The 25,230-nt window shown below is 41.6% G+C and carries 20 protein-coding genes, 2 tRNA genes, 3 rRNA genes and 1 pseudogene; 16 read left to right on the top strand and 10 right to left on the bottom strand.

What is annotated here, in order from left to right:
* Positions 1 to 26: 26 nt before the first annotated feature.
* From ANA_RS18805 to ANA_RS18795, 4 genes are all read left to right on the top strand, one after another.
* A complete protein-coding gene (locus tag ANA_RS18805) occupies positions 27 to 1,868 on the top strand; it encodes a serine protease (RefSeq protein WP_015081586.1) in 1,842 nt (613 codons plus the stop codon).
* 339 nt (positions 1,869 to 2,207) lie between these two features.
* Complete coding sequence (locus ANA_RS18800; protein WP_015081585.1) at positions 2,208 to 2,555, top strand: UPF0175 family protein; 348 nt, start codon at positions 2,208 to 2,210, stop codon at positions 2,553 to 2,555.
* Positions 2,555 to 2,704 (top strand): element excision factor XisH family protein, encoded by a 150-nt coding sequence (locus ANA_RS28605; protein WP_080683837.1) that lies wholly within the window; start codon positions 2,555 to 2,557, stop codon positions 2,702 to 2,704. The genes ANA_RS18800 and ANA_RS28605 overlap by 1 nt, the downstream gene beginning before the upstream one ends.
* On the top strand, positions 2,692 to 3,030 hold the full coding sequence (locus tag ANA_RS18795) for a XisI protein (protein WP_015081584.1): 339 nt from the start codon (positions 2,692 to 2,694) through the stop codon (positions 3,028 to 3,030). The genes ANA_RS28605 and ANA_RS18795 overlap by 13 nt, the downstream gene beginning before the upstream one ends.
* Positions 3,031 to 3,235: 205 nt before the next feature.
* On the opposite strand, the gene ANA_RS18790 is transcribed toward ANA_RS18795, so the two are convergent.
* Complete coding sequence (locus tag ANA_RS18790) at positions 3,236 to 4,618, bottom strand: serine/threonine-protein kinase (RefSeq protein ID WP_015081583.1); 1,383 nt, start codon at positions 4,616 to 4,618, stop codon at positions 3,236 to 3,238.
* A 338-nt stretch (positions 4,619 to 4,956) separates the two neighbouring features.
* On the opposite strand from ANA_RS18790, the gene menB reads away from it, so the two are divergent.
* A complete protein-coding gene (gene menB, locus ANA_RS18785) occupies positions 4,957 to 5,793 on the top strand; it encodes a 1,4-dihydroxy-2-naphthoyl-CoA synthase (protein WP_015081581.1) in 837 nt (278 codons plus the stop codon).
* Positions 5,794 to 5,991: 198 nt separating this feature from the next.
* On the opposite strand, the gene ANA_RS18780 is transcribed toward menB, so the two are convergent.
* The gene (locus ANA_RS18780) at positions 5,992 to 6,306 is read right to left on the bottom strand and encodes a hypothetical protein (protein WP_015081580.1); all 315 of its coding nucleotides are present in this window, start codon (positions 6,304 to 6,306) and stop codon (positions 5,992 to 5,994) included.
* 352 nt (positions 6,307 to 6,658) lie between these two features.
* Positions 6,659 to 7,204 carry a DUF721 domain-containing protein gene (locus tag ANA_RS18775; protein ID WP_015081579.1) on the bottom strand — a complete coding sequence of 182 codons (546 nt, stop codon included), beginning with the start codon at positions 7,202 to 7,204 and terminating at the stop codon, positions 6,659 to 6,661.
* 263 nt (positions 7,205 to 7,467) lie between these two features.
* Between ANA_RS18775 and ANA_RS18770 the strand changes: the two genes are divergently transcribed.
* The 3 genes from ANA_RS18770 to ANA_RS18760 all read left to right on the top strand — a co-directional run bounded on the left by ANA_RS18770 (position 7,468) and on the right by ANA_RS18760 (position 10,452).
* A complete protein-coding gene (locus ANA_RS18770) occupies positions 7,468 to 8,640 on the top strand; it encodes a hypothetical protein (protein WP_015081578.1) in 1,173 nt (390 codons plus the stop codon).
* 146 nt (positions 8,641 to 8,786) lie between these two features.
* Positions 8,787 to 9,494 carry a PspA/IM30 family protein gene (locus ANA_RS18765; protein WP_015081577.1) on the top strand — a complete coding sequence of 236 codons (708 nt, stop codon included), beginning with the start codon at positions 8,787 to 8,789 and terminating at the stop codon, positions 9,492 to 9,494.
* A 166-nt stretch (positions 9,495 to 9,660) separates the two neighbouring features.
* Positions 9,661 to 10,452: a PspA/IM30 family protein gene (locus ANA_RS18760; protein ID WP_015081576.1), complete on the top strand. Its 792-nt coding sequence runs from the start codon at positions 9,661 to 9,663 to the stop codon at positions 10,450 to 10,452.
* 287 nt (positions 10,453 to 10,739) lie between these two features.
* On the opposite strand, the gene ANA_RS23740 is transcribed toward ANA_RS18760, so the two are convergent.
* The 4 genes from ANA_RS23740 to ANA_RS18735 all read right to left on the bottom strand — a co-directional run bounded on the left by ANA_RS23740 (position 10,740) and on the right by ANA_RS18735 (position 14,340).
* The gene (locus ANA_RS23740) at positions 10,740 to 12,686 is read right to left on the bottom strand and encodes a serralysin-like metalloprotease (protein WP_015081575.1); all 1,947 of its coding nucleotides are present in this window, start codon (positions 12,684 to 12,686) and stop codon (positions 10,740 to 10,742) included.
* A 271-nt stretch (positions 12,687 to 12,957) separates the two neighbouring features.
* Complete coding sequence (locus ANA_RS18745) at positions 12,958 to 13,185, bottom strand: hypothetical protein (RefSeq protein ID WP_015081574.1); 228 nt, start codon at positions 13,183 to 13,185, stop codon at positions 12,958 to 12,960.
* Between the two features lie 18 nt (positions 13,186 to 13,203).
* Positions 13,204 to 13,677: a hypothetical protein gene (locus tag ANA_RS18740; protein ID WP_015081573.1), complete on the bottom strand. Its 474-nt coding sequence runs from the start codon at positions 13,675 to 13,677 to the stop codon at positions 13,204 to 13,206.
* A gap of 39 nt (positions 13,678 to 13,716) precedes the next feature.
* Entirely contained in the window at positions 13,717 to 14,340 is a 624-nt protein-coding gene (locus ANA_RS18735) for a hypothetical protein (protein ID WP_015081572.1), read from the bottom strand.
* A gap of 682 nt (positions 14,341 to 15,022) precedes the next feature.
* On the opposite strand from ANA_RS18735, the gene ANA_RS18730 reads away from it, so the two are divergent.
* Both ANA_RS18730 and ANA_RS18725 read left to right on the top strand, forming a co-directional pair.
* Positions 15,023 to 15,358: a thioredoxin family protein gene (locus ANA_RS18730; protein WP_041458152.1), complete on the top strand. Its 336-nt coding sequence runs from the start codon at positions 15,023 to 15,025 to the stop codon at positions 15,356 to 15,358.
* 75 nt (positions 15,359 to 15,433) lie between these two features.
* Positions 15,434 to 16,618 (top strand): LL-diaminopimelate aminotransferase, encoded by a 1,185-nt coding sequence (locus ANA_RS18725; protein WP_041458151.1) that lies wholly within the window; start codon positions 15,434 to 15,436, stop codon positions 16,616 to 16,618.
* A 105-nt stretch (positions 16,619 to 16,723) separates the two neighbouring features.
* Here the strand turns inward: ANA_RS18725 and nadC are convergent, their stop codons facing one another.
* The 3 genes and pseudogenes from nadC to ANA_RS27845 all read right to left on the bottom strand — a co-directional run bounded on the left by nadC (position 16,724) and on the right by ANA_RS27845 (position 18,950).
* Positions 16,724 to 17,605, bottom strand: coding sequence for a carboxylating nicotinate-nucleotide diphosphorylase (gene nadC / locus ANA_RS18720; RefSeq protein WP_015081569.1), 882 nt, complete (start codon positions 17,603 to 17,605; stop codon positions 16,724 to 16,726).
* A 225-nt stretch (positions 17,606 to 17,830) separates the two neighbouring features.
* Positions 17,831 to 18,589 (bottom strand): annotated as a pseudogene (locus ANA_RS18715) (RNA-guided endonuclease InsQ/TnpB family protein); the annotation flags it as partial.
* Positions 18,588 to 18,950, bottom strand: a complete 363-nt coding sequence (locus ANA_RS27845) for a helix-turn-helix domain-containing protein (protein ID WP_235081904.1) — start codon at positions 18,948 to 18,950, stop codon at positions 18,588 to 18,590. The pseudogene ANA_RS18715 and the gene ANA_RS27845, both read right to left, overlap by 2 nt.
* Positions 18,951 to 19,577: 627 nt before the next feature.
* On the opposite strand from ANA_RS27845, the gene ANA_RS18710 reads away from it, so the two are divergent.
* From ANA_RS18710 to ANA_RS18685, 6 genes are all read left to right on the top strand, one after another.
* Positions 19,578 to 21,066, top strand: a 16S ribosomal RNA gene (locus tag ANA_RS18710).
* 125 nt (positions 21,067 to 21,191) lie between these two features.
* Positions 21,192 to 21,265, top strand: a tRNA-Ile gene (locus tag ANA_RS18705).
* A gap of 89 nt (positions 21,266 to 21,354) precedes the next feature.
* A tRNA-Ala gene (locus ANA_RS18700) sits at positions 21,355 to 21,427 on the top strand.
* Between the two features lie 155 nt (positions 21,428 to 21,582).
* Positions 21,583 to 24,414 (top strand): 23S ribosomal RNA (locus ANA_RS18695).
* A 163-nt stretch (positions 24,415 to 24,577) separates the two neighbouring features.
* Positions 24,578 to 24,695, top strand: a 5S ribosomal RNA gene (gene rrf / locus ANA_RS18690).
* The 16S, 23S and 5S rRNA genes sit together here with 2 tRNA genes alongside, the layout of an rRNA operon.
* Before the next feature lie 293 nt (positions 24,696 to 24,988).
* Positions 24,989 to 25,144 (top strand): helix-turn-helix domain-containing protein, encoded by a 156-nt coding sequence (locus tag ANA_RS18685; RefSeq protein WP_148279088.1) that lies wholly within the window; start codon positions 24,989 to 24,991, stop codon positions 25,142 to 25,144.
* Positions 25,145 to 25,230: the final 86 nt, after the last annotated feature.

The raw sequence follows: 25,230 nt of genomic DNA, 5'->3' as shown, positions 1-25,230 counted from the left end.
AGATTTTGAAAGAGGAGAAAAAATAAATGAATTATAAATACACATTTCCAGCAGTGCTGATAGGGGTATCAATCGCACTGGTACAAACGCAAGTAGCCTTCGCACTATCATCAGGTCAAGTAGCGAAAATTGCCAAACAAATCACTGTTTTAATTGATAGTTCTGCTCCCGGTTCAGGGGTAATTGTTAAGCGTTCAGGCAACACTTACACTGTTCTCACTGCTGCTCATGTTGTCACTAGTAAAAATAAAGCTGAAATAGTCACTCCAGATGGTAAACGCTACCAACTCAACTACAGCACTGTTAAACCTCTACCAGGAGTAGATTTAGCTACTTTCCAATTTACTAGCAGCAATAATTATCCAGTTGCTAAAATCGGCAATTCTGATCAATCTTCTGAAGGAACAATAGCTTATGTAGCAGGATTCCCAAAAGCCAAAGCTGCTTCTATTTCCAGTTCAATTTACAATTTCACTGATGGGAAGATTACCGCAAACGCTTCCAGACCACTTAAAGATGGCTATGCCTTGGTGTATAGCAATATTACCTTACCAGGGATGAGTGGTGGACCTGTGTTTAATGAGCAAGGGGAATTAATAGGAGTTCATGGAAAAGGAGATGTATCAGAAGCAGAGATAGCAACTTCAAAGATTAATCCTGAAGTTGCTTATATTAAATCAGGTTTTAATTTGGGGATTCCTATTAATACTTTTTTGCGACTATCAGCTAAATCTGGGGTAGATGTGGGTGTGACTCCACCGCCAGAGAGAATAGTCACAGCACCGAAAGCTGACGACTTCTTTATTCAGGGTGTGGATAAGCAAAACAAAGGAGATAATCAAGGGGCAATAATAGCTTACAATGAAGCAATTAGGCTGAATCCTAGCTTTGCCGAAGCTTACTCAAATAGAGGAGGTATTCGCTCTAATTTAGGAGATAAGCAAGGAGCAATAGCAGATTTTAACCAAGCTCTCAATTTTAATCCTAACGATGCTCTAGCCTACTACAACCGGGGAGGTGTCCGTTCTGAATTAGGAGATAAGCAAGCTGCCATACAAGATTACAACCAAGCTCTCAAAATTAATCCTAACGATGCTCTAGCCTACTACAACCGGGGAGGTGTCCGTTCTGAATTAGGAGATAAACAAGGGGCGATACAAGATTACAACCAAGCTCTCAAAATTAATCCTAACTATGCCGAAGCCTACATCAACCGGGGACTTGCCCGTTCTGATTCAGGAGATAAACAAGGGGCGATACAAGATTACAACCAAGCTCTCAAAATTAATCCTAACTATGCCTATGCCTACATCAACCGGGGACTTGCCCGTTATGATTCAGGAGATAAACAAGGGGCAATAGCAGATTTTAACCAAGCTATCAAAATTAATCCTAACGATGACTATGCCTACTACAACCGGGGACTTGCCCGTTCTAATTTAGGAGATAAACAAGCTGCCATACAGGATTATAACCAAGCTATTAAGATTAATCCTAACGATGCCCAAGCCTATAACAACAGAGGTGCTACCCGTTCTGCTTTAGGAGATAAACAAGCTGCCATACAGGATTATAACCAAGCTATTAAGATTAATCCTAACTATGCCTTAGCCTACAACAATAGGGGAAATGCTCGTTCTGCATTGGGAGACAAGCAGGGTGCAATAACAGATTTTAACCAAGCTATTAACATTAATCCTAAATTAGCCGAACCCTACTACAACCGGGGAAATGCCCGTTTGGCATTGGGAGATAAGCAAGGAGCAATTAGTGACTTACAGCAAGCTGCAAACCTCTTTCAGCAACAAGGAAATCTAGGAGCATATCAAATGACTTTGGAAAATATTACAAAGATTCAGCAGCAATGAAGCTTAACTAATTCATAATTATCTCAAGCAAAGGGGTAAAGAATGTCTGAATCAGGATGTCCAGGATTAAAGGATTTACAGGATGTTTGATTGTAATTGAATGATAAGATTTTGATAATTTTCTATTATTCTCACAGTTACTTTCTTCTTTGCGTCTTTGCTCCTTTGCCACTTTGCGCGAAACATAACACACAGGAACACACGAAAAGAATATTATTTTCATCCCGAAAATCCTCAAATCCTGTACTTCGACTTCGCTCAGTAACCGGAAATACTGATTCTGACAAAAAATATCATGTATAATTAAACAAATCCTAATTCTGAAAAAAAGACAAAAATATGCAAATTACTATCGAAATTCCTGAAGATATTGGCAACCAACTACAACAAAACTGGCAAGACGTACCACAAAAACTCTTAGAAACTTTAGCAGTAGAAGCTTATAAAAATAGAATCATGACTTCTGTGCAAGTTCAACAATTACTAAAATTTGCCTCACTTCAAGAAACTGAACATTTTTTAAAACAATCTCAAATTTCTCTAGATTATCCTCAAGAAACTTTAGTACAAGATAAACAAACAAAAACTTTAGCTGATGCTTTTAACGAACTTCAGCAAATCTGTATTGAAGAAGATTATTCTTTAGAAATTCCCTCTCGTCAAGACCGTCCTAATTTCTTTTTTTAATATCCGCAAGTTTATATCTTGCTATTCGGCAAGAAACATATTCAGAATTGTTTCAAGAACCAGTTGGTAAGATATTATTAGAAAATCAACGTCTTTGTTTACTTGTCTTTGATTCTGAACAGGAGATAATTCTCAAATGGATACCTTAACTAATTATCGCCAAATTATCGAAAAGATATTAAAAGAATATGCCGCACTACCTTATGCTTATGGAGAATTAGAAAGAGAACTAATTATTGATAAATCTGAAAACAGTTACTTACTACTAACAATTGGTTGGGAAAATAAACAGAGAGTACATGGCTGTTTAATTCATATTGATATTATCAATAATCTAGTCTGGATTCAAAGAGATGGTACAGAAGATGGTATTACAAATGAACTTGTCAATGCTGGTATTCCCAAAAATCAAATAGTTTTAGCTTTTCATCCTGTTAATGTCAGGAAACATACAGAATATGCTATAGGAGTTTAGCGAAGATTATCATATTTACTGTCTGAATCAGGATTCAAACACAATAAACATTCTCAAAATCCCATATATAAAACAAAAAATAACATCCTGAAAATCCTTTAATCCTGGACATCCTGATTCAGACAATTAACATACACGGATACACGAAAAGAATTTTAATAACATCTTGAAAATCCTTAAATCCTGGATATCCTGATTCTGACAATTAATTAATTTCCAATGAATTAATCATCTTGTTTGCTGTTTCCACAAACTGATCATAATCATCTATTTTCGCAGTATAAGTAATCGTATAAGCCTGATCACCTTTTAAAGTCACAACCTGCATATTCTTTAAAATATCTTTACCATTTTTACCCGTAAACACCAATTTACTAGCTTCTTTATTTGCCAAATTCGTTACACTTTTATCAACAATCTTTGCACCTGATACAGTATTATTAATTTCCTGAATACTGGATTTTTGCCAATCATCTAATCTGCCAGAAAACTTATCAACGCTAATTGTCACCTTTTCTTGAAAATTATCTTTATCATTTTGTTTAGGAGAGATAAAAGTCACAACTTCGGCTGTAATTGGGTTTTCTAAATCTTGTCTTTCCCAGGTTTTTGGATATTTGATTGTGATTCCATATTTAGAATTTTCATATCCATTCCAATCATCTTTTTTAGTAATAAAGAAAATAATTAAGCCAATAACTATTGTAATTCCTAGCAGTCCATAATAGATCCCCGACTTCTTTAAGAAGTCGGGGATCTTCTGCTTGTTAACTAAGCTTTTAACTGCTTGTAATGCTTCCTTTGCTGTAGGGTGACGCTTACGAAAATCATAACTTACCATTTTATCTAAAACTGTGGCTAGTTTGGAACTAACATTTACATATTTACGCCAAATAATTTCCCCCGTCTTTATATCTTCTTCTAATTTATCAGGTAATAAACCAGTGAGTGCTTGAATAGCAATTATTCCCACTGCATAAACATCACTACTCAATTGTGGTTTACCTCTTTGTTGTTCAAGTGGCATATAACCAGGAGTCCCAATAATTACAGTAGAAGTAATTTGTCCCTGTTTATTAACTAGCTGTGTACGAACTTCTTTAACTGCACCAAAATCAATCAGGAAAATTTTATTATCTAAATGACGACGACGGATATTATCTGGTTTAATATCTCGGTGAATAACTTTGTATTTATGAACAAATTCTAATACTTCTAAAATTTCTATTAGGAGTTGAATAACATCAGATTCACTCATTTTTTGACCTAATGTTAATTCATCACTTAAATCATTACCTTTTATATATTCCTGAACTATATAAAATTTATGATATTCTTCTATGTGGGCTAAAAGTTGGGGAATTTGGTCATGCTTGCCTAACATTTCTAACGTTACTGCTTCTTGGTCAAAAAGCCTTTTAAGTATTGTTAAAGTAGCTGGATCTGTACTGGCTGGTGTAAACTGCTTAACAACACAAAAAGGATTTCCCGGTCGCTTGGTGTCTTCTGCTAAAAAGGTAGTCCCAAATCCACCTTGTCCCAGACTTTGAATAATGTGATAACGCTTGTCTATAATCGTGCCTATCATTAGACTCACCCTGTACTCAGAATGCGTTTAGGATTGATTATGACACAAATTCTGACATCTAACCCACATTTTGCAGATATTAAAACAAATTTAGGAATTAAAAATTTAGAGAAATAAAAGCCTGAAAATATTGCCCAGCAAAGATTTCACTAGACAGGGGTAGCGATGAATGAATGGTTACAAGGAAATCCACTTTTATTGGCAGAAATACCAAACAATTTAAAATCACAAGAATCTAATTTAGAAGTCAGCGAAAGATTAAGACAATTATCTATTGCATTAAGGGGTAGATAGTGTTAAACAGATAAAATTCTCAAGCACAGCATCGCAGATTATCCATGATAGAAACCGATTGGAAAACCGTCAAAACCTACGAAGACATCATCTACCAAAAAACCGACGGTATCGCCAAAATCACCATCAACCGTCCCCACAAACGGAACGCATTCCGTCCCAAAACCGTATTTGAACTATACGAAGCCTTTTGGGATGCCAAAGAAGATACCACCATTGGCGTAGTTTTATTTACTGGTGCAGGACCCCACACAGACGGTAAATACGCCTTTTGTTCAGGTGGAGATCAAAGTGTGCGGGGACAAGCAGGATATGTAGATGATGCTGGAATCCCCCGTTTAAACGTCCTCGACTTGCAACGCCTGATTCGTTCCATGCCGAAAGTCGTAATTGCCCTAGTCGCGGGTTATGCTATTGGCGGAGGTCATGTTCTTCATTTAATTTGTGACTTAACCATTGCTGCTGATAACGCCATTTTTGGGCAAACAGGCCCCAAAGTAGGCAGTTTTGACGGTGGTTTTGGTGCAAGTTATTTAGCACGGATAGTAGGGCAAAAAAAAGCGCGAGAAATCTGGTTTCTCTGCCGTCAATATAACGCCCAAGCAGCCTTAGAAATGGGCTTAGTTAATACAGTCGTCCCCATAGAACAACTAGAAACAGAAGGCATAAAATGGGCGCAAGAAGTCTTAGAAAAAAGTCCCATAGCCATTCGTTGTCTCAAATCAGCATTTAACGCCGACTGCGACGGACAAGCTGGTTTACAAGAACTCTCCGGTAACGCTACTCTCCTTTATTACATGACAGAAGAAGGAGCAGAAGGAAAACAAGCATTTTTAGAAAAACGTCCCCCTAACTTTCGGGATTTTCCCTGGTTGCCTTAAATTTATTCGCCGTTGCATAATGGCTGTATGAATTATCTTTCGCGCAAAGGCACAAAGGAGCAAAGGCGCAAAGTTTGAGATTTTGAAATATACCAAAATCGCACCTGTTGTGGAAGGTGCGATTTCCGAAGATCTAACAAATTGCCAGTCAAATTTTATTAAGGTAGAAGGAAAATTGATGACCGTAATAATAGGTAGTTAAATTAGTACGCTCTGATTTTTTACTTCTTGTGCAGCGGAAGTAGGGATATCTTCAACAGAGGCTACTGTAAGATGATCCAAATCGGTCGGAAGAGTTTGAGCAGCCGAAAAAATAGGTCTGGCTACTGGTAAACTCCAAGCTTCTTCTAACGTTTCCCAAGCAGGTGCAAAAGCTGCTAAGGCGAAAGGACAGGCCTTCCAAACCCCTTGAACTGGTGCGCTCAACTTTTCACACATACCACCACGACGACCCTGTGGTTGGTAATAACGACAATAACGACAGGTAGATGTTAAACGCTTAATTAGTTTCATGTGCCTTCATCTTCAATACCGTAGGACTAGTTATCACACTTATATATCTTGCTTCTTCATCAAAATAGGCATGAAAGGCGAAAACTCATTATTGGATATAGGTTCTAGCGATTATTAGCGATAAACAAACTTTATGATGTCTTTAGATTCTTGTTATATTTGTAAATGATTATTGAAGTGTTCACACACTTGTTTTTGTCTGAAACGTAATGGGGATCAAGGTTAAAAGTTTTATTTTAGATTTGCTCATCTTGGAAAAACCTGACTTTAGATGGATTTAAAATTCATCCTTAGCATCTACTTTACTCAATGATTTATAATAGTTCAATATTTTTAATTCAGGGCTTATTTTCTACCCTAACAGCTTAGTGCAGCAGAGAGAACAAACATCCCAGCGTTCTAGTTCACCCGGTGGAGTGGGACATTGACATTGGGGACATAAAGGGAGATGATGCGATCGCTCTTGCATCTTCTTCGCCCAATTCTCAAAAACACCCAAAGCATTGTCAAGACTAGATATAACTAACTTCTCAGTAGTTAAATCATCAACTACATAACTAGGATGTTCAGATGCCGAAACAGTTGGTTCTGTTCCCGTCGTTGAGGAATTTTTCCACTCTGCTGTCGAAAAACGAATATCCACCAAAGAGGTGGACAGCTTATCATTTAATTTCATCAATATAGTTTTCCGTCCAAAGGTCAAATTTTGCGCCCAAGCAGCACTAGAAGTTGCTACCCACACTACATCACGTTGAACTGACAAAGGACGAGTTTGAGCAGCAACCGCAGTCCCCACAACTTCCACCCAACACTTCAGCAACCGTGGAAATACCTGTGCTTGCCATTGTGGTGAACGTTGAATATTCCCTAAAACCTGATCAATTGACTTAAAAGACATATTTTGTTAGTAGTTTTACTATTTTAACTATTGTAGGACGGGCAGCATTCTACAAATCGCTCACGCCTAAGTCTTGCCTGTCAAAATTGTGCAAATTGAATACAGTACACCTGAATTTACTAGTTAGGGAATAGGCAACAGCAGCATTTTCTCAGCTATACTTCTAACCAGTAAGTTAAGTAAAATAGCTGAATACTGGCAAACAATTTTCGCTACTATATTGAAAATTAATTTAATCATCTACCCTAACTCCATCTTAAACAATGAATCAAAATCCTCTTATAGATTCTTCACAAACACCAGTCTTAAACCCTGCTCTGACTACAGCACTGGCTAGTTTAGAAGTACAATTAGATCAAGAATTAACCAGATACCGACGGACACGCAAAAACGCCAGACAACAACCATTAAGCAGTGTAGAAAGTTACACAAGAAATAAAAAAACAGCCTTGTTAACAGATATTCAACTACCAGCAGTTCCTCCCATAGCCACTCCCCCAGAAAATCCGTTGTTGACGAGAGAGACTGAAGCAATTAATTTTCCCCAAGAGTTTGCTATTTCCGAAATAGAAGAAACCTCCACCCCTCCAAACTTAGAAAAATCTAGCAGTAGTATAGTTCCCACCAAAATTCAATCTGTTGAAAACCAAACCCTCCTCACCACAAACGATACTCCTAAACAACCAGATGATTATTTAGAATCTAGTGAAGCATTATTACGGAGTTTGACTGCCGAAGCACCACAAACTCAAACTCCTAATTCTCCCAAATCCCGTGACAGTGTGCTATCCCCTCTGGAAATTGGTTCAATGCTATTGCTATTGTTAGCAACTTTAACTTTAGGTTATGTAGTCTTAAATCCCAAAACTTTGCCTAAATTTAATTTCAGTAACTTACCAAACAATAATTCATCACCAATTGCGGTAAATACTGAAGTAATAGAAAATAATTCTCAACCAACTAGCGAACCCAAAATCACTCCCATAGCCAAATATCCTAATTTAGCTACCCAAGAATTTCGACAAATCAGAAATCCTCAAGATATCGTAGATTTAACACCAAAGATTAAACCTACTCCCCAAATCGTCCCCACTCCCCTAGCTATTCAACCCCCCATAACTCCTATAACTCCTATAACTCCATTACCCACTCTTTCCCCTCTTCCTACTCTTTCCACACCTCTACCAAAGCCTACAGCCACCGCATCACCCCTTACAGAAGATGTGAAACTGTCAACTAACGGCTACTATTATATTATTGCTGATAATCAAGGCGACAAAGCTTTAACAGCAGCAAAGCAAGTAGTTCCTGATGCTTATTTATCACCCAATCAAAAATTTATTTATTTAGGTGCATTGAAAACCAAGGATGAGATTAAGCGGAAATTGCAAGAACTAGAAGCAAAAGGGATCAAAGGACGGTTACAAGAGCCATAATAAAAAAACCTTGGTATTGCTGAATTCAGGAATGAAATTTACTTAATTTTAATTCCGAAAACTCTTACCTTTGCGCTTTTGCGCCTTTGCGTGTTAGCGAAGCGGGGCGAAGTCTGGCTAATTCATACTCATTCGGTAGAGCCAATATGGAAGTTATTAACCGTATTCTGCGGGTGATTCGCGCTAATTTCAATAGTTTAGTCAGCAATGCAGAAGATCCAGAAAAAATTCTGGAAAAAGCTTTCATGGAAATGCAGGAGAATTTGGTACAATTGCGTCAAGGGGTAGCTCAAGCGATCGCCACCCAAAAGCGCACAGAACGCCAAGCAGCCGCAGGAGAATCCCAATCTGAGGAATGGTATCGTCGCGCCCAATTAGCCCTCCAGCAAGGCAATGAGTCTCTCGCACGGGAAGCCCTCAGCAAACGCAAATTTTACCAAGAAACCGCTACAACCTTAACCAGTCAAATTCAACATCAAAAAGATGTAGTCGCCAAATTAAAGCAAGATATGCGGACTCTAGAGTTAAAACTGGCTGAAGTGAAAACCAAAAAAGATATGTATATCGCTCGCGCACGTTCGGCCGAAGCTTCTTATCGGCTTCAGGAAATGCTAACTGGTGCTTCTGCCACATCTAGTTTAGGTGCATTAGAACGAATGGAGGAAAAAGTTTTACAGATAGAAGCACAATCAGAAGTTGCTAGTACACTGGGTGGTGATGATCTAGAAAAAAGATTTGCATCCTTAGATTCTGATCATGATATTGATACAGAACTGGCAGCAATGAAAACTTATATGCTAAATCAAGGAGAAAATCCGCAACCAGATCATAATTTACCCAAAACACCCGAATAATAAGTTTGCTTGGTTAATATAGCTAATTGATAGGTTCATGATTCAGAATAGAAAAAAAGATAGTAATCCAGACTGGAAAGACTACATTGGCATGGGTAGCTATTAATATAGTAGAAAAGCTAACTATCTAACCAAGAGCGTAAACCTCTAAAGGAAAAATAAATTTATGGGATTATTTGATCGCCTTAAACGAGTAGTTGGTGCTAACCTCAACGATTTAGTCAGTAAAGCCGAAGATCCAGAAAAAATGCTGGAACAAGCCCTCTTGGAAATGCAAGAGGACATGGTGAAGTTGCGTCAAGGGGTAGCGCAAGCGATCGCTGCCCAAAAACGTACAGAGAAGCAGTATAATGAGGGACAAAATGAAATTAATAAGTGGCAACGCAACGCCCAACTTGCTCTCCAAAAAGGTGATGAAAACCTAGCACGTCAAGCATTAGAGCGGAAGAAAACTTACACTGATACTGCTACGGCTTTAAAAACTAGTCTAGATCAGCAAACTGTTCAAGTTGAAGGTCTCAAAAAGAATTTAATCCAGTTAGAGAGCAAAATTTCTGAAGCCAAAACCAAGAAAGAAATGCTCAAAGCCAGGATTACTGCGGCCAAAGCCCAAGAACAATTGGGAAATATGGTGAGTGGGATGAGTACCAGCAGTGCCATGTCCGCTTTTGAGCGCATGGAAGAAAAAGTGTTGCTTCAAGAATCTCGCGCTCAGTCTACCGCAGAATTAGTAGGTTCAGATTTAGAAAACCAATTTGCACGTTTGGAATCTGGTAGTGATGTTGATGATGAATTAGCTGCAATGAAAGCATCGCTCGCACCTGCACCCGAACCAAAACTACTCACCCCAGAACAACCCAGCACCGCAACTCCAGCACAACCAACCAGTACAACTAAACCTGCTCAACCAGTTGATGCTGAATTAGAGGCTCTACGCAAACAATTGGATAATCTGTAGTTTTTACAGATAATTTAATCCAGTTAATCCCACACATCTGATTTGTGTGGGATTTTTCATATATATGAAAACTGCTGTCAAAAGGATAATTGTAAATATCTGAAAAAGGCTTAATTTCAATATCTATAATCTATGCGATCGCCAAATTTTCACGGTAACATCTAAGCTACCACAGTTAATGATAAGGTAATTGCTAAATTATTGATAAATTAGGGAACAGTTTTTCCTATTTACTGTTCCCATCGGGAGTCAGACCCCTTTTAATTCTGGTGACTTCCTAAATACTACTAAGCAACATTCAGCACGTAGGATCGAGTCCCTGTTTTGGTGGTTGGAGTTGCAGTTGAGTTATCCACGTAAGTATAGGTTCCAGTCGCCACGATTTGTCCGAAGTTGTTAACGCTAGTGGCACTTGTCAAAGTTACAGTCGCACCGTTATAGGTAAGCGGTGTGGTCAGCAAGTTGTTCAAGTCAGACAGCACACCGCCGCTCCAAACATAGGCATGATTTGTAGCTGCGGCGATTTGAGAAGCCCCTACGACTTGACCAAATTCATTGATTCCGTTAACAGAACCAGTGTTACCGCCTAAGCTACCGATCGCAGTGAATGTACCATCTGCTTGGAGCAAGAATGGCGTACTAGTCGCGGTGCTGCCACTACCACTAGTTGAAGAACCAATAATCTGACCCGCGTTGTTGATATCTCGCAAGGTAGCTTGGTCTCCACCAAAAGTGCCTAAATCAGTGAGTTGATATACACCGTTGGCATCTTTATTCCACACAATGGCGGTGTTCTTGGCAGATCCATCCAAAACTCGGTCGCTGTCCACATATCCGACGATTTGACCATTACCGTTGACTCCACGGGCTGTGCCGCCGTCGCCGCTCACGGACAGATCTGTCAAGGCAGTTACCACGCCATTTTCCCAGTAAAGCGGGTTGTCGTAACCTGATGCTTCAATATTACGACCAGAGATGAGGTTCCTGTTGTTGATGTCCAAGAAGTAGCTCTCCACGCCCCCAAAGTCGTTGATTGTCAGGTTGTAGCTACTGCCGTTCTTTTCCCAAACTAGGGCGCGGTCCGTGGCTAGAGGATTCGGTTGTCGCACTTCATCAGCCGTTCCCAGGATTACACCGCGATCGCTAATGGTGTTAACATTGGGGGTGAGCAGGGTGACTGTTTCGCCATTTGCTGCACCGAAATCAGACTGACCATTTTTCAATCCAGTGCTGGTTATGGCAGTTTGCACGCCATTTTCCCAGATGAAGCCTTGACGCACGAGGTTGTTAGTATTTACTACACCCGTGGTGGCGTTTGTATTGGTGAAAGTTGCGCCTGTGTCAAAGCGTCCGGCGATTTGTCCTAAGTCGTTAATCGAAGCTACGTTAACTGAACCATTAGGGTTGGTACTGAGAGAACCCAAATCAGTTGCTGCGTAACGGTAGAGTGGTCCGTTGTCCACCAAAGCCTGAGATCCAGATGCCACTCCTTTGAGCGTTGCGAGAAGATCATTACCCGCATACACCAAGGTGTCGCCATTGCTGCTGGTAAAGCTGAGGGATTTACCCAGTAAGCTTTCCCCCAACCGCACTTTGTCGGACGTGGTATTGAACCCCCACACAGCGACGGAACCTGTGCCGCCTTCCAGGATTAGCTTGTCTTTGCCGGTGCTGCCGAGGTACACCGAGTCATTCCCAGTACCTGCGTTGATCACATTGTTGCCTGCCCCGGCATAAATTGTGTCGTTGCCTTTACCAGAGTAGATCGTGTCGTTCCCTGCCCCGGCATAAATTGTGTCGTTGCCTTTACCCGTCAGGATGCGGTTGTTGCCTTCCCCTGCAAAGATGACATTATTCCCAGCACCCCCATCAATAAAATCACTACTCGCACCGGAGTAGATGACATCATTACCCAACCCAGTGGTGATCAGGTTTACTCCTTCTCCCGCAGAAATGAAGTTGTTGCCTTTGCCTGCATCAATAATGTCCCGACCAGAGCCAGCATAAATCACATCACTGTAGTTGCCCGTGAGAACGACGTTGTTGCCATCACCAGCGTAGACGACAACTTTGCTTACGGCATTGATCACATCATCCGCCCCTGTGCCATAGATAGGGGCAGCAGAGCCGAGGGGTGGGGGATTTAGGGGTAATAATGGGTCGGATAAATTACCTATTGGAAAGGCGGTGCTGCCTGGAAGCAGAGAAGATGTGTCATTTGCGTTGAATATCATTGAGAAAATTTCCTAAAAATTGGTATGGTAAATGCCCATGAAAATATTACCCAGTCCACAAGCAATCAGCGAAGTGATATCGCCCTTAGCCAGCACGAAGTGCCATCGCTCAACTGAAGCAAAATTCTGGGGTCAAAATATGAATGCAAATATGTTCCAGATATTTGACAATATTTAACGGATTATAAACCAACAACAAAATCTTGTGGTTACCAAATCAAGAGTTTAAACCGCTTGGTGGGTCTCTTGATTTTTGTAGTTTTTTCATTTTTTAATGCTTCTGTGGCTGAGTCTCTTGTGATGGACTAGAGGGTTCAACTAATTTACCTTCCAAAGTTAAAGACTTTAAATGGAAGTTGTAGTTAATAAGTCTTTTATCTTGCTTTACTCTTAAACAAGCAATCGGTAAGGTAATTGCAAACAAAAGAAACACTCCTACTAAACCAAAAACATACTTGTGCATTCTTTTTTCAAGAACGTCTCTTGGCGTTTGTAGCATTTTTAAATTCCTCAATCTTTAATGCAAAGGTAAATATGGAAACAGGGGATGCCAACTCATAGCTGTAGCCGCAACAAATAGGAAAAATATCCAGAAAAAGATGGTTTTAGATTTAATTTGTTTGTCTTTCCACAAAAAGTAAAGAATCACCCAACTGACCAGCCAACCAATCAGCAACATAGTTTCTTTGCCGGCATAGCTGCCAATGTTTCCCCAAAGTTTACTAGGATTATGGCTTCCGGGTATCCAACCACCAAGGTCTTTAAGTATTTTTTCTCGCTGTTTAGATGTGTCTGATAAATGATGTGCCACCATCATCGTAAAACATCCTATTCCTCCACTAATTAATGCTGCGGCGGCAGGACCAGAAGTTGCAGGCGGCTTGTTTGCTCCTTTAGCTAAAACACCAGGAAATCTTTTCAATGAACTCCAAATTTTGCCATAGATAGGCTCTGTTTTAAATTCAGATGCCCGTGATAGATCTTTAGTCATTTTCTGATTTTTATTGGTTAATAGTTAACATTGAAAAACTTACAAAGTATGAAGTTTTGCAATACTAAGTCCGGTGACTAGTCCACCCATTGCAAAAAACATCATTCCCATTAAAGCCACACAAGTTGCTGTTAAAACTGGGCGATTTTCTTTTTCTAAAATTGAGTCGCCATATTGCCACAAAATCAACGTACAAGCTACACCTATTGGCAATGTAAATAACACGGTAAATTCGTGATATTCCATTAATATGTATTGTCCTAATGGTGTATTTTCTATTAACCACGCACGAGCGCCACCAAATTCTATATTAGCTCGGTAGCGCATATATGCTAAGTTGCCTGTGGCAATACCTAAAAATGCGATCGCTGTTGACCAAAATGTCAAAGTCCGCATCTGCGGTAAAATTTTACTCCCTCCCCGCAGCAAGGGAAAGGCTAAATGTCCTGTATACACTGCAACTACTGTGGATAGTAAAGAACCGAAGCCATGTACTGTACCTATCCATCTTTGCCACGGACTAGGATTGAAGATGTTAAAAAAAGGCAGAGAAAGAAACAATGCTGCTGAAAGAATACTTAAGCCATAAACGCTGATTTTGGCGATATCTAGCTGTCTAGGAAACTCTGTGTTGACTAAGTCGGTATATTCTTCTTTCATCATTTAAGTAATCCTCCTCTCGGATAAATTAAAGTAATCGCATTTAGTTGCCAAAAATTGTGAATAAGCTTGTAGTTTAGCTATTAGTAAATTTTCTCCAAGGCTTATTTTGACACTATTTAGCATTAACAAAATAATTTTTCCAAATGCTTATTGGTTCTTTTGTCACGACAATACTCACTTATCCTCAATAAAAAGCTTACTAGTCAAGAGTTTTCACGACTAGTGATTTTGATTAAGGTATTAAATTGGCGTAGTTAATGACAAAAAATAGCATAAATCTTTATCGCTGTTTTTGTCAACTATTTGCAATAAGCATTGAAAATATTTTTATAAATACTGACATTACAGCATTACTCAACCCCTAGAGCCATATAGCTTTATCACTAAGCTTTGTCCTTTATTAACCTGCAATATGCTGTAATAATATTTGCCTGATAAAATAACAGAATTTTTTAAGTATTATCTAGTTGACAATTATAAGCAAGTAGGCATAGGTGAGAAATCCTCTGTTGTCTCACAATCATTTTTCAAATCTATATAGTTTGTACTTTCTGATTTTTGAGTAAAACGAAATAAACATTTCCCTCTGCCTGCTATAAATAGTGAAGTGGGAACAGATTGGGATAAAGTATTCTCTATTCTGTGTGTCAACTTTGATCAATACCGCCTAATGGAGATTATAATGAACAAGTGTATAATCACTATCACTGATGCTGAGTTTGAAACAGAAGTATTAAAAGCCGAGCAGCCTGTATTGGTCTATTTTTGGGCTTCCTGGTGTGGTCCTTGTCAATTGATGTCACCACTGATTAACTTGGCTGCAACAACTTATGGCGATCGCTTAAAAATTGTTAAGATAGAAGCTGATCCCAATCCAGTCGCTGTCAAGGAATATCGGGTAGAAGGTCTTCCCGCTCTTAGGTTACTAAGAGGAGAAACAGTATTAGAATCTACTGAAGGAGTAATTAGTAAAAATAAATTACTCAGTTTTTTAGATCAGCATTTAAATAATAATTAGTTACCCGTCAGTGATCAAAACTCCATAGTTTCTGATCACTCACTCATGACTAATGACCAATGACTAATAATTAAAATGCAATTTGCCACCCGGTTACAACCTTTAAAATCTAATGTATTTGCGGATATGGACACAGCCAAGACCATTGCTTTGGCTGCTGGAAGAGAATTAATTGATTTGTCCTTGGGTTCTTCAGATTTACCAGCCGAGAATCACGTCATAGAAGCGATCGCCCAATCTCTCTATGATCCTAGCACTCATGGCTACTTATTATTTCGTGGTACTCAAAATTTCCGTCAAGCCGCAGCCCAGTGGTACGAGCAAAAATTCGGTATCCCAGTTGACCCAGAAACAGAAGTTTTACCCCTGATTGGTTCTCAAGAAGGGACAGCCCATTTGCCTTTAGCCGTGCTTAATCCCGGCGATTTTGCTTTATTATTAGATCCTGGTTATCCTTCCCATGCCGGGGGAGTATACTTGGCTAGTGGTCAAATTTACACCATGCCAATAAAACCAGAAAATAATTTTTTACCAGTTTTTAGTGATATTCCCGCCAACATTTTAGCCCAGTCGCGGTTAATGGTATTAAGCTATCCCCATAATCCTACCAGTGCGATCGCCCCGTTATCCTTCTTTCAAGAAGCCGTAGCCTTTTGTCAACAACATAATATAGTCCTCGTTCACGATTTCCCCTACGTAGACTTAGTTTTCGCAGCAGAAACCCAAACTTCAAAATCTCTTGTTCCCTCAATATTGCAAGCAGACCCCGAAAAAAGCGTCTCCATTGAATTCTTTACCCTGTCTAAGTCTTATAATATGGGTGGCTTCCGCATTGGTTATGCAATTGGGAATCCGCAATTAATTCAAGCCTTAAAGCAAATCAAAGCCACCGTTGATTTTAACCAATATTTGGGAATTTTGAACGGAGCGATCGCTGCCCTCACCGGACCCCAAGATGGTGTAAAATCTGCCGTTGATACTTTTCGTCAACGCCGCGACACCTTCATCAAAGCCTTACACCGTATTGGTTGGAACGTTCCCACACCCCAAGCCACAATGTACATTTGGGCAAAACTACCCCCACAATGGAGTCATAATTCCATAGAATTCTGCACCGAATTAGTTAAACAAACAGGTGTAGCAGCTTCGCCAGGAGTCGGCTTCGGTCAATTCGGTGAAGGATACGTTCGCTTTGCATTAGTACAAAAACCAGAAATCTTAGAAACTGCTGTAGAGAGAATTTCCCAGTTCCTCTATTAACTCAAGTTGCTAGTCATCTAATTGAGCCTGGTAATTGGTAATTGGTAAATTTCTCATCCTGTTAATCCTTTAATCGGTGGATATCCTGATATGGCTTGCGCCACGCTACGCTATCAGACAGTTTACCATTCTCATACTCAAATCCAACCATTTGGACTGAGTAATAGGCGCACTAGTAGAAATATAATCAACACCAGTTTCCGCCACAGCGCGAACAGTCTCCAAGGTTACATTTCCCGAAGCCTCAATCTTCACCCGACTATCTTCTTCACGAATCAATAATACAGCTTCACTCATCATAGACAAAGACATATTATCCAACATAATAATATCAACTTTGTGCTGTAACGCTTCCCGCACCTGAGCTAAATTTTCCGTTTCCACCTCAATAGTCAGAGGATAAGGAACATGAGAACGAATGCGGGTAACAGCCTCCCCAATTCCTCCAGCAGCAACAATATGATTATCCTTAATCATCACCGCATCATCCAAACCCATGCGGTGATTCATCGCCCCACCCAAAGCACTAGCGTACTTCTCCAAAATCCTCAACCCTGGAGTAGTTTTGCGCGTATCCACCAACTGAGCAGGTAAGTCAGCTATTTTTTTCACATATATATTAGTCAAACTCGCAATTCCACTTAACCGCATCACCAAATTCAACGCCACCCGTTCCCCCATCAACAGCGTATCCAGAGAACCATTGATTTCTGCTATCACCTGTCCCGGTTCAGATGGTGTACCCTCATCAGTCAAACTGATAAAATCAACCTCATTATTTAAAAGCTTAAACACCCTAGCCGCAACTGGTAAACCCGCAATTATCCCAGGTGCTTTAGCTATCCACTTAGCTTGTCCTCTCGCGGAATTTGGGGATAATAAAGATTGAGTAGTGCGATCTCCTCTACCAATATCTTCCAACAACCAACTTTGCAACAATTGATCCAGCACCAAAAACGGTGGTAGTACAGCCACTGAACTCTTCATATTATCTTCTAATATCTATATCCACTCAACACTATCAATAATTGTCTTCCGTTCTATAAAACTTACCCAAAATCACCAAAGTCTAGACACATCTGGACAGCGATAACCTTAGTGTTTACTTCCTGCTTCATCACGGTCTTAGAATGGCTTCTAAGAGGTTTTTCCGCTCCACAGGCAATCTCGGTAGAACTTACCGTTTCTGACCGTAGTTCCTAAAAGGAACCGCTACGCTACAGGGATAAAAATATCCACAAACCATCGGTCAATATTACGCGCTGCATTTAAGTCCCTGTCAGCTTTATAGCCACAATCAGGACAAATATAAACGCGGTTTTTTAATGGCATTTTATGACGATGATTACCGCAGTTAGAGCATATTTGGGAACTAGGAAAGAACCTATCCACAAGGATTAGTTCACTCCCGAATTTCTCAGTTTTGTACTCTAATTGCCTTTTAAATTCATACATCCCACAATCTGCAATTGCACCTGCTAATTTGTGGTTCTTCAAAAATGCCTTAACGTGCAAATCTTCTATCTTAATTATGCTGTGGTTTTTAGCTAGATAGTAGGTTAATTTGTGAATAGAATCCTGGCGAATATTAGAAACTTTGGCGTGTAATTTAGCCAATTTTCTCACAGCTTTTTTACGGTTATTAGAGCCTTTAATTTTCCTGCTCACACTACGCTGTAAACGTTTCATGCGTTTACTCTTATGGCGGTAGGCTTTAGGATTCTCGAATACTTCACCATTACTGCAAACTGCTAATTCTTTGATACCAATGTCAACACCAATGGTCGGTCTGTCTGCAAGTATAGGAGGTTTTTCAACTTCGTATTTAACAGAAATAAACCATTTATCAGCCTGTCTAGAAATCACGCAATTATGAGTTACTGTAATCGGTAAAGGTTCTGCTAAACGTACCCAGCCAATTGACGGTAATTTAATTCTTTTACCATCATTTTTAATCGCTGGTTTCGCCTTAGTTCCTGATTCTAAATAGAAAGAATCGTGTTGTCCTTTTTTCTTGAATCGTGGTTGTTTTGATGTTTTTTACAAAACACCTATCCCAAGCCTGGCGTAAATCAGCTAACGCCTTCTGAGGGATATTTTTATTAACTTCGTAATACCAAATATGCTCAGATTTTACCTCAGCAACTAACTTTTTATGCAAGTCAATCGCTGATGGTAATTTAAGTTTTTCGCCTTCTTTTTGAGCAGCTAAAATATCCTTGATTTGAGCATTTGCCCAGTTGTAAGCGTGTCTAGCGACTCCAGAAGCCTTGCGAAAAGCTGTAATCTGTCGGTTATTTGGAATTAGTGCAGTTTTGAATGATAAAAGCATTGACTCGACCTTCAATGTTGTGCTATGATATCTAGTATATCAGACATATTAGGATTTGGCAATGCCTCGGATTAAATTTAAACCACAAAATCAGGTAGCGTACGATAAATCACCTTTGCAGTTTAAGGTGTTGAGAAAAAATTAAAACCGTCCCTAACACAGCAGCAACGGTTAAGGGAATTTGTTGATCAACTTATTGAAGACTTGGACAAACAGTAACATAAGGCTAGTTATGGGTAGAAATTATCAAGCTGTTTCTACCCCTTCTCTAATGAATCGAAAAACCCCAGACGTGGAACTCCACCAACTCAGCCCAATCAAAAACACCACTAACAGGGCAGAAAATTCAGGATTTTAACACTCACAACCCTTGCCTCACAAGGATTTCAGACAGAACGAAAAAACAAATTCCAAAATAGTTTGAAAAAGTAGTTGACAAACCAAAGCAGGTTCGATATATTAAATAAGTGCCTGAAGCGAAGCGAAACAAACGCCGCGCCTAAGTCGCACCGAACCTTGAAAATATTATAGTTTGAAAGCCAGAATACAACAAGTACCCTGCGTCAGAAAAAGAAAATAACCTGACCGTGGTTGTAAAAACGGTTAAGAAAGAGCTACAGACGAACCAAAATGGAGAGTTTGATCCTGGCTCAGGATGAACGCTGGCGGTATGCTTAACACATGCAAGTCGAACGGAATCTTTAGGGATTTAGTGGCGGACGGGTGAGTAACGCGTAAGAATCTACCTTCAGGTTGGGGACAACCACTGGAAACGGTGGCTAATACCGAATGTGCCGAGAGGTGAAAGGCTTGCTGCCTGAAGAAGAGCTTGCGTCTGATTAGCTAGTTGGTGTGGTAAAGGCGCACCAAGGCGACGATCAGTAGCTGGTCTGAGAGGATGATCAGCCACACTGGGACTGAGACACGGCCCAGACTCCTACGGGAGGCAGCAGTGGGGAATTTTCCGCAATGGGCGAAAGCCTGACGGAGCAATACCGCGTGAGGGAGGAAGGCTCTTGGGTTGTAAACCTCTTTTCTCAGGGAAGAAAAAAATGACGGTACCTGAGGAATAAGCATCGGCTAACTCCGTGCCAGCAGCCGCGGTAATACGGAGGATGCAAGCGTTATCCGGAATGATTGGGCGTAAAGGGTCCGCAGGTGGCATTGTATGTCTGCTGTTAAAGAGTCTGGCTCAACCAGATCAAAGCAGTGGAAACTACAAAGCTAGAGTATGGTCGGGGCAGAGGGAATTCCTGGTGTAGCGGTGAAATGCGTAGATATCAGGAAGAACACCGGTGGCGAAGGCGCTCTGCTAGGCCAAAACTGACACTGAGGGACGAAAGCTAGGGGAGCGAATGGGATTAGATACCCCAGTAGTCCTAGCCGTAAACGATGGATACTAGGTGTAGCTCGTATCGACCCGAGCTGTACCGTAGCTAACGCGTTAAGTATCCCGCCTGGGGAGTACGCAGGCAACTGTGAAACTCAAAGGAATTGACGGGGGCCCGCACAAGCGGTGGAGTATGTGGTTTAATTCGATGCAACGCGAAGAACCTTACCAAGGCTTGACATGTCACGAATCCCGGCGAAAGTTGGGAGTGCCTTAGGGAGCGTGAACACAGGTGGTGCATGGCTGTCGTCAGCTCGTGTCGTGAGATGTTGGGTTAAGTCCCGCAACGAGCGCAACCCTCGTTTTTAGTTGCCAGCATTAAGTTGGGCACTCTAGAGAGACTGCCGGTGACAAACCGGAGGAAGGTGGGGATGACGTCAAGTCAGCATGCCCCTTACGTCTTGGGCTACACACGTACTACAATGCTCCGGACAAAGGGCAGCTACACAGCGATGTGATGCGAATCTCATAAACCGGAGCTCAGTTCAGATCGAAGGCTGCAACTCGCCTTCGTGAAGGAGGAATCGCTAGTAATTGCAGGTCAGCATACTGCAGTGAATTCGTTCCCGGGCCTTGTACACACCGCCCGTCACACCATGGAAGTTGGTCACGCCCGAAGTCGTTACCCCAACCTTTTGGAGGGGGATGCCTAAGGTAGGACTGATGACTGGGGTGAAGTCGTAACAAGGTAGCCGTACCGGAAGGTGTGGCTGGATCACCTCCTTTTAGGGAGACCTAATCCATTTAGAATTTCCAGAGCAATGAAAATTGCTAATAGAGCCTAAATTGGTCTAACCTAGGTCGGTCGCAGACTTGAAGTAAAGCTTTCAAACTATGATTTGGTTCGATAAGGGCTATTAGCTCAGGTGGTTAGAGCGCACCCCTGATAAGGGTGAGGTCCCTGGTTCGAGTCCAGGATGGCCCACCTGAACCAATTAAAAATGCAAAATTAAGAATTAAAAATGCAGAATATCTTTGCTTTTAATTTTTAATTATCAATTTTTAATTGTTTTTGGGGGTTTAGCTCAGTTGGTAGAGCGCCTGCTTTGCAAGCAGGATGTCAGCGGTTCGAGTCCGCTAACCTCCACATTTGGAAAAAAACAGCAACTGAAACTATTAATGATAGTTTTTGACTGCTGGGTTAAATTCCAGCCAGAACCTTGAAAACTGCATAAGAGAACGAGAATTAGCAGGCGGACACAGACATGAACTTGTTTCGTGAAAGCAGACAAAAAGAAATGTGGTCAAGTTAATAAGGGCTAATGGTGGATACCTAGGCACACAGAGGCGATGAAGGACGTGGTTACCGACGAAATGTTCCGGGGAGTTGGAAGCAAACTTTGAGCCGGAAATGTCCGAATGGGGCAACCCTATGTACTACCTGTTGAATATATAGACAGGAAAGAGCCAACCCAGCGAACTGAAACATCTTAGTAGCTGGAGGAAGAGAAATCAAACTAGAGATTCCCTCAGTAGTGGTGAGCGAAAGGGGAAGAGCCTAAACCAGAGGATTTATCTTCTGGGGTCGTGGGACAGCGAGATCGAATCTAGAGACTAAACGAAACAGCTAAATACTGTACCAGAGGGGGTGAAAGTCCCGTAGTTGAAAGTCAAAGGATAGTAGCTGAATCCCGAGTAGCATGGAGCACGAGGAATTCCATGTGAATCAGCGAGGACCACCTCGTAAGGCTAAATACTACTGTGTGACCGATAGTGAACAAGTACCGCGAGGGAAAGGTGAAAAGAACCCCGGAAGGGGAGTGAAATAGAACATGAAACCATAAGCTTACAAGCAGTGGGAGTCCGATTTAACGGATGACCGCGTGCCTGTTGAAGAATGAGCCGGCGACTTATAGGCACTGGTAGGTTAAAGCGAGAATGCTGGAGCCAAAGGGAAACCGAGTCTGAACAGGGCGATAAATCAGTGTTTATAGACCCGAACCCTGGTGATCTAACCATGTCCAGGATGAAGCTTGGGTAACACCAAGTGGAGGTCCGAACCGACTGATGTTGAAAAATCAGCGGATGAGGTGTGGTTAGGGGTGAAATACCAATCGAACCAGGAGCTAGCTGGTTCTCCCCGAAATGTGTTGAGGCGCAGCGGTAATGGTTAAATTTGGGGGGTAAAGCACTGTTTCGGTGCGGGCTGGGAGACCGGTACCAAATCGAGACAAACTCAGAATACCCAGAAGAAGACATTGCCAGTGAGACAGTGGGGGATAAGCTTCATTGTCAAGAGGGAAACAGCCCAGACCACCAGCTAAGGTCCCCAAATCATCGCTAAGTGATAAAGGAGGTGAGATTGCCTAGACAACTAGGAGGTTTGCCTAGAAGCAGCCACCCTTGAAAGAGTGCGTAATAGCTCACTAGTCAAGCGATCTTGCGCCGAAAATGAACGGGGCTAAGCGATGTACCGAAGCTGTGGGATTGATATTAAATTATTAATCGGTAGGGGAGCGTTCCGTCGTAGGTTGAAGCAGTAGCGGCGAGCAGCTGTGGACGAAACGGAAGTGAGAATGTCGGCTTGAGTAGCGCAAATGTATGTGAGAATCATACACCCCGAAACCCTAAGGGTTCCAGAGCCAGGTTCGTCCACTCTGGGTTAGTCGGGACCTAAGGCGAGGCCGAAGGGCGTAGTCGATGGACAAAGTGTCAATAGTCACTTACTGTTCTGTGGGAGCATAGAGAGGGACGCATCAAAGATAGCCATACCCTGATTGGTTTGGGAGGAGTTTACGAACTCCGAGTGGTGAAGGATAGTGCCAAGAAAAGCTCGCTATGTGATGAAGATAGAACACCCGTACCCGAAACCGACACAGGTAGGGAGGTTGAGAATACCAAGGGGCGCGAGATAACTCTCTCTAAGGAACTCGGCAAAATGGCCCCGTAACTTCGGGAGAAGGGGTGCCCACCTCAGACGTGGGTCGCAGTGAAGAGATCCAGGCGACTGTTTACCAAAAACACAGGTCTCCGCCAACTCGCAAGAGGACGTATGGGGGCTGACGCCTGCCCAGTGCCGGAAGGTTAAGGAAGCTGGTCAGCGAAAGTAAAGCTGGCGACTGAAGCCCCGGTGAACGGCGGCCGTAACTATAACGGTCCTAAGGTAGCGAAATTCCTTGTCGGGTAAGTTCCGACCCGCACGAAAGGCGTAACGATCTGGATGGTGTCTCAGAGAGAGACTCGGCGAAATAGGAATGTCTGTGAAGATACGGACTGCCTGCACCTGGACAGAAAGACCCTATGAAGCTTTACTGTAGCCTGGAATTGTGTTCGGGCTTCGCTTGCGCAGGATAGGTGGGAAGCGGTGAACTATTCCTTTTGGGGAATAGGGAGCTAACGGTGAGATACCACTCTGGCGAAGCTAGAATTCTAACCCACGACCGTAAGCCGGTTGGGGAACAGTTTCAGGTGGGCAGTTTGACTGGGGCGGTCGCCTCCTAAAAAGTAACGGAGGCGCGCAAAGGTTCCCTCAGCACGCTTGGAAACCGTGCGACGAGTGTAAAAGCAAAAGGGAGCTTGACTGCAAGACTGACAAGTCGAGCAGGTACGAAAGTAGGCTTTAGTGATCCGACGGCGCAGAGTGGAATGGCCGTCGCTCAACGGATAAAAGTTACTCTAGGGATAACAGGCTGATCTCCCCCAAGAGTCCACATCGACGGGGAGGTTTGGCACCTCGATGTCGGCTCATCGCAACCTGGGGCGGAAGTACGTCCCAAGGGTTGGGCTGTTCGCCCATTAAAGCGGTACGTGAGCTGGGTTCAGAACGTCGTGAGACAGTTCGGTCCATATCCGGTGCAGGCGCAAGAGTATTGAGAGGAGTCCTCCTTAGTACGAGAGGACCGGGAGGAACGCACCGCTGGTGTACCAGTTATTGTACCAACAGTAAACGCTGGGTAGCCAAGTGCGGAGAGGATAACCGCTGAAAGCATCTAAGTGGGAAGCCCACCTCAAGATGAGTACTCTCACTACAATTTGTAGGTAAGGTCACGGGCAGAACACCCGTTAATAGGCTCTAAGTGGAAGTGCAGTAATGTATGAAGCTGAGGGGTACTAATAGACCGAGGGCTTGACCTCTATTCAATTAAAAATTGATAATTAAAAATTAAAAATGAAGGTTTTTGGTGGTTAATTATCACTGTTGATTCTCGTTCTTTTTGCAGTCTTCAGGGTTGTGAATACCCTAAGTTAAAAATCGGTAATTAATTTTTAATTCTGAATTTTTAATTTTTAATTGTTTCCTGGTGTCTATGGCGCGGTGGAACCACACTGATCCCTTCCCGAACTCAGAGGTGAAACGCTGCTGCGGCGACGATAGTTGAGGGGTAGCCCTCCGTGAAAATAGCTCGATGCCAGGTTTATTATTTAACAACAATGCCCCTTCTATTCATTTAGAGGGGGTTTTGTTTTTTGTACAAACAGAAATTGATAAGCCTTTGTGTAGCTTGATTTTAATAATATAACCCACATTCCGCACTTCAAAAAGTAGCACAGGTAAACTACATTGACGGTCAAGTAAAATTTATGATTTTAACAATTAGGTATACTAAAAACGGTTAAGAATTAGACTTTAGGGACAAAAATAAGTATTATAAACAAATAATCAATAAACTGTAATTAAGAGATAAAGTCTGATGTTATCATGAACCAGATGTTGAAAAGACCATTGCTGGTCAAAAAAACCGAAATTGGGGGGCTAATTCGGGAATTTCACCTGGTCACTGGACTTACCCAGGAACAGTTTGGGGCTTATCTATGCGTGACCTATGCCACTATTAACCGTTGGGAAAATGTCCTGAAAGCTTAACTAAGTAGGTGAACAGAAAAATTTAAAGGTATATAACGGTATGTAAAGTTGTCTCAATGCGAGATTCTGATTAAGTTTCAGCCATT

The organism is Anabaena sp. 90 (assembly GCF_000312705.1).
Taxonomy (GTDB): domain Bacteria; phylum Cyanobacteriota; class Cyanobacteriia; order Cyanobacteriales; family Nostocaceae; genus Dolichospermum; species Dolichospermum lemmermannii.
Note: the sequence above shows the minus strand (reverse complement) of the source record. Positions and strands in the feature narration are given on the sequence as shown.

Coding starts and splice junctions, on each gene's coding strand:
- ANA_RS18805 (WP_015081586.1), top strand. CDS start 27: ATGAATTATAAATACACATTTCCAGCAGTGCTGATAGGGGTATCAATC.
- ANA_RS18800 (WP_015081585.1), top strand. CDS start 2,208: ATGCAAATTACTATCGAAATTCCTGAAGATATTGGCAACCAACTACAA.
- ANA_RS18795 (WP_015081584.1), top strand. CDS start 2,692: ATGGATACCTTAACTAATTATCGCCAAATTATCGAAAAGATATTAAAA.
- ANA_RS18790 (WP_015081583.1), bottom strand. CDS start 4,618: ATGATAGGCACGATTATAGACAAGCGTTATCACATTATTCAAAGTCTG.
- menB (WP_015081581.1), top strand. CDS start 4,957: ATGATAGAAACCGATTGGAAAACCGTCAAAACCTACGAAGACATCATC.
- ANA_RS18780 (WP_015081580.1), bottom strand. CDS start 6,306: ATGAAACTAATTAAGCGTTTAACATCTACCTGTCGTTATTGTCGTTAT.
- ANA_RS18775 (WP_015081579.1), bottom strand. CDS start 7,204: ATGTCTTTTAAGTCAATTGATCAGGTTTTAGGGAATATTCAACGTTCA.
- ANA_RS18770 (WP_015081578.1), top strand. CDS start 7,468: ATGAATCAAAATCCTCTTATAGATTCTTCACAAACACCAGTCTTAAAC.
- ANA_RS18765 (WP_015081577.1), top strand. CDS start 8,787: ATGGAAGTTATTAACCGTATTCTGCGGGTGATTCGCGCTAATTTCAAT.
- ANA_RS18760 (WP_015081576.1), top strand. CDS start 9,661: ATGGGATTATTTGATCGCCTTAAACGAGTAGTTGGTGCTAACCTCAAC.
- ANA_RS23740 (WP_015081575.1), bottom strand. CDS start 12,686: ATGATATTCAACGCAAATGACACATCTTCTCTGCTTCCAGGCAGCACC.
- ANA_RS18745 (WP_015081574.1), bottom strand. CDS start 13,185: ATGCTACAAACGCCAAGAGACGTTCTTGAAAAAAGAATGCACAAGTAT.
- ANA_RS18740 (WP_015081573.1), bottom strand. CDS start 13,677: ATGACTAAAGATCTATCACGGGCATCTGAATTTAAAACAGAGCCTATC.
- ANA_RS18735 (WP_015081572.1), bottom strand. CDS start 14,340: ATGATGAAAGAAGAATATACCGACTTAGTCAACACAGAGTTTCCTAGA.
- ANA_RS18730 (WP_041458152.1), top strand. CDS start 15,023: ATGAACAAGTGTATAATCACTATCACTGATGCTGAGTTTGAAACAGAA.
- ANA_RS18725 (WP_041458151.1), top strand. CDS start 15,434: ATGCAATTTGCCACCCGGTTACAACCTTTAAAATCTAATGTATTTGCG.
- nadC (WP_015081569.1), bottom strand. CDS start 17,605: ATGAAGAGTTCAGTGGCTGTACTACCACCGTTTTTGGTGCTGGATCAA.
- ANA_RS27845 (WP_235081904.1), bottom strand. CDS start 18,950: ATGCTTTTATCATTCAAAACTGCACTAATTCCAAATAACCGACAGATT.
- ANA_RS18685 (WP_148279088.1), top strand. CDS start 24,989: ATGTTGAAAAGACCATTGCTGGTCAAAAAAACCGAAATTGGGGGGCTA.